Source organism: Streptomyces sp. A012304, from assembly GCF_026008495.1.
Lineage (GTDB): Bacteria > Actinomycetota > Actinomycetes > Streptomycetales > Streptomycetaceae > Streptomyces.
Genome location: NZ_BQUN01000196.1, coordinates 1 through 4,648, shown reverse-complemented (window position 1 = coordinate 4,648; position 4,648 = coordinate 1). Strand labels below are relative to the sequence as shown.

The 4,648-nt window shown below is 75.2% G+C and carries 1 protein-coding gene; it reads left to right on the top strand.

Annotated elements, in window-relative coordinates; genetic code table 11:
• Positions 1–4,648: amino acid adenylation domain-containing protein (locus tag ALMP_RS39595; protein WP_375803610.1), on the top strand; the 4,648-nt coding region annotated here is incomplete at both ends.

The window sequence follows — 4,648 nt, the reverse complement described above, 5'->3', positions numbered from 1 at the left end:
CGGACGACGCTCCGGTGCTGGTGAACATGTACGGCATCACCGAGACCACCGTCCACGTCACCCACACCACCCTGGACGCCCGGTCCGTCGACACCCCCTCCAGCGTGATCGGCACGGCCATCCATGACCTGCGGACCTATGTGCTCGACCAGTGGCTGCGCCCCGTCCCGACAGGAGTCGCCGGGGAACTGTACGTGGCCGGGGCCGGACTGGCCCACGGGTATCTGAACCGGCCCGCGCTGACCGCGTCCCGTTTCGTCGCCGACCCCTACGGACCCGCCGGCACCCGTATGTACCGCACCGGCGACCTGGTCCGTCGGCGCGCCGACGGCACCCTCGAGTACGCGGGCCGCGCCGACGACCAGGTGAAGGTGCGCGGCTTCCGCATCGAACTCGGGGAGATCGAGGCCGCGTTGGCCGCTCACCCGGAGGTCGGTGACGTGACCGTGGTGGCGCGCCAGGACCGCGCCGACGACGTCCGTCTGGTCGCCTACGTCGTGCCCGCCCCGGGATGTGTGGCGCTCGCGTCGACCCTGCGTGAGCACCTGCGGGAGCGGCTGCCCGAGTACATGGTGCCGTCGGCGTTCGTCCCCCTGGAGGCGCTGCCGCTGACCGTCAACGGCAAGCTGGACCGCCGCGCCCTGCCCGAACCCGACCTCACCCCCGAGGTCGCCGGGCGAGCTCCCCGTACGCCGCGCGAACAGGTCCTGGCCGAACTGTTCGCCGAAGTCCTCGGCGTCGCACGCGTCGGCGTCGACGACGACTTCTTCGACCTGGGCGGCCACTCCCTGCTCGCCACCCGCCTCGTCGCCCGCGTCCGCGCCGCGCTCGGAGTGGAACTGGAACTGCGCGCCCTCTTCGAGACGCCGAACGTCGCCGGCCTCGCCGAAGGCCTCCGCGCGGCCGGGGAAGCCCGACCGGCGCTGCTCCCGGCCCGGCGGCCCGAGCGGATGCCGCTGTCGTCCGCGCAGCGCCGCCTGTGGTTCCTGCATCAGCTCGACCACACGAGCGCCGCCTACCACATCCCGCTGGCCTGGCGCCTGGACGGCCCCCTGGACCGCACCGCCCTCCAGCACGCCCTGGCCGACGTCGTGGCCCGCCACGAAAGCCTGCGCACCGTCCACCCCGAGACCGACGGCGTGCCCTACCAGCACGTCCTCGACGCCAAGGAGGCCCGCCCGGGGCTGCCCCTCACCGAGACCGACGAGACGGCACTGCCCGCGCTGATCGACGACGCCGTACGGCGCACCTTCGACCTGGCCTGCGAACCCCCGCTGCGCGCCGCACTCTTCAGCACCGCACCCGACCGGCACGTGCTGCTGGTCGTCGTCCACCACATCGCGGGCGACGGCTGGTCGCTCGGCCCGCTGGCGGGCGACCTGGCGACCGCGTACGCGGCCCGCCACCGAGGCGAGGAACCCGGATGGGCGCCGCTGCCGGTGCAGTACGCCGACTACACCCTCTGGCAGCGTGACCTCCTCGGTGACGCCGACGACCCCGACAGCCTGTACGCCCGCCAGGCCGCGCACTGGACGGCCACCCTCGCGGGGCTCCCCGAGCAGATCCAGCTGCCCACCGACCGGCCCCGCCCCGCCACCCCGTCCTTCCACGGCCACAGGCTGCCCGTCGAACTCGACGCCGACCTGCACGCCGGGCTCCTCGACCTGGCCCGGGAACGCGGCGCGAGCCTCTACATGGTGCTCCAGGCCGGGCTGGCCGCCCTGCTGAACAAGCTGGGCGCCGGCGACGACATCCCCGTCGGCAGCCTCATCGCCGGCCGCACCGACCAGGCCCTGGACGACCTCGTCGGCTTCTTCGTCAACACGCTCGTGCTGCGCACCGACACCAGCGGCGACCCCACCTTCGCCGACCTGCTGACCCGAGCACGCGAGACCGCCCTCGCCGCCTACGCCCACCAGGAGCTGCCGTTCGAGCACCTGGTGGAGGCGCTGAACCCCACCCGCTCGTCGGCCCGGCAACCCCTGTTCCAGGTGCTGCTGGCGTTGCAGAACGTGCCGCGCGGCGACTTCCGACTCCCCGGCCTGCGGGCCGAGATCATGCCGGTGCAGCCCGCCACCGCCATGTTCGACCTCTCCTTCCACCTCCTGGAGCGCGCCCCCGCGACCGACGGCAGGCCCGCCGGCGTCCACGGCTACGTCGAGTACGCCACCGACCTGTTCGACGCCACCACCGTGGAGCGGATCTTCGCCCGCTTCACCCGGCTGCTGCGGCAGGCGGTCACCGATCCGGACCGCCCCCTCGGCCACCTGGACGTCCTCCTCGGCGACGAACGCGACCGGCTGCTCGCCACGGCGGGCGGCCCGGCCGTCGACCCCGCGACCCTGCCGGAGCTGTTCCGCCGGCAGGTGCGGGCCACGCCGGACACGCCCGCCGTGGTGTTCGAGGACACCGTGCTGACGTACGCCGAGCTGAACACCCGCGCCAACCGGCTCGCCCACGCGCTGACCGCCCGCGGCATCGGCCCCGAGGACGTCGTCGCGCTCGCCCTGCCCCGCTCGGCCGAACTGGCCGTCGCCGTCGTCGCCGTGCTGAAGACCGGCGCCGCCTACCTGCCGATCGACCCCCGGTACCCGGCCGCGCGCCGGGCGCTCATGCTCGACGACGCCCGCCCGGCCCTCGTCCTCGACGACCCGGCCGACGTCGACCCCGGCCCCGGCCACCCCGACACCGACCCCGACGTCACCGTCGACGGACGCCATCCCGCCTACGTCATCTACACCTCGGGCTCCACCGGCCGCCCCAAGGCCGTCGTCATGCCGTCGGCCGCGCTCGCCAACCTCCTGCACTGGCACCACCGGAGCGTGGGCGGCGCCCCCGGCACCCGCACCGCGCAGTTCACCGCCGCCGGCTTCGACGTCGCCGTACAGGAGACGCTGTCGGCGCTGCTGTTCGGCAAGACCCTCGTGGTGCCCACCGACGAACAGCGGCACAGCGCCGAACTCCTCACCGCCTGGCTGGAGGAACACCGCGTCGAAGAGCTGTTCGCGCCGACGCTGGTGCTGGAGGCCGTCGCCGAGGCCGCCGAGGAACACGGCCGGGACCTGCCGCACCTGCGCACCATCGCCCAGGCCGGCGAGGCCATGCGGCTCGGCGACGCGCTGCGCCGCCTCCACGCCCGCCACCCGCACCGCCGGCTGCTCAACCACTACGGCCCGGCGGAGACCCACGTCGTCACCGCCTACGCCCTGCCCGCCGACCTGGGCACCTGCCCCCTGCCGGTCCCCATCGGCCGGCCCGTCGACCACACCCGCGCCCACGTCCTCGACTCCGCGCTGCGGCCCGTTCCGCCCGGGGTGCCCGGCGAGCTGTACCTGGCCGGCGCCTGCCTGGCCCGTGGCTACCTGGACCGGCCGGGCCCGACCGCCGAGCGGTTCGTCGCCGACCCCTACGGGCCGCCCGGGGCGCGCATGTATCGCACCGGCGACCTGGCGCGCCACCGCGCCGACGGCGAGCTGGAGTTCCTCGGCCGCGCCGACCACCAGGTGAAGGTGCGCGGCTTCCGCGTCGAACCCGGCGAGGTCGAGGCGGCCCTCGGCACCCACCCGGCTGTCGCCCGGGCCGCCATCGTCCCCCGCGAAGACCGCCCCGGCGACACCCGCCTCGTCGCCTACGTCGTCCCCGCCGCCGGCGCCACCCCCGTGCCCGGCAAGCTCCTGGACCACCTGCGCGACCTGCTCCCCGACCACATGGTGCCCTCCGCCCTGGTCACCCTGGACGCCCTGCCGCTCACGCCCAACGGCAAGCTCGACCGCGCCGCCCTGCCCGCGCCCGCCCCGGAGCAGCGGGGCGGGCGGGCCCCGCGCACCCCGCGCGAGCAGATCCTGTGCGACCTGTTCGCCGAGGTGCTGGGCCTGCCCCGGGCCGGCGTCGACGACGACTTCTTCGACCTCGGCGGCCACTCCCTGCTCGCCACCCGCCTGGTCTCCCGCGTCCGCGCCACACTCGGCGTCGAACTGCCCCTGCGCTGCCTCTTCGAGGCGCCGACCCCGGCCGGGCTGGCGGTCCGGCTGGCCGACGCGGCCGAGACGGCCCGCCCGGCCCTGACCCGGTACGAGCGGCCCGAACCGCTGCCGCTGTCGTTCGCCCAGCGCCGCCTGTGGTTCCTGCACCAGATGGACGGCGCCGGCGACACCTACCACATGCCGCTGGCCCTGCGGCTGCGCGGCACCCTCGACCGGGCCGCCCTCGGCGCCGCCCTCACGGACGTCGTGGCCCGCCACGAGACCCTGCGCACGGTGTTCCCGCAGACCGACGGTGTGCCACGGCAGCGGATCCTGCCCGCCGACGCGGCACACCTGCCCCTGACGGTCACCGGGACCGACGAGAGCGGCCTGCCCCGCCTGCTGACCGCCGCCGCCCGCCACGACATCGACCTCGCCGGTGAACTCCCACTGCGAGCCGAGCTGTTCGTCCTGGGCGAGCACGAGCACGTGCTGCTGCTCGCCCTGCACCACATCGCGGGCGACGGCTGGTCCCTGCGCCCGCTCTCCCGGGACCTGGCCACCGCGTACGCGGCCCGCCGCCGCGGCGAGGAGCCCGTGTGGCCGCCGCTGCCCGTGCAGTACGCCGACTACACCCTCTGGCAGCGGGACCTGCTCGGCGACGAGTCCGACGCGGACAGCGCCTA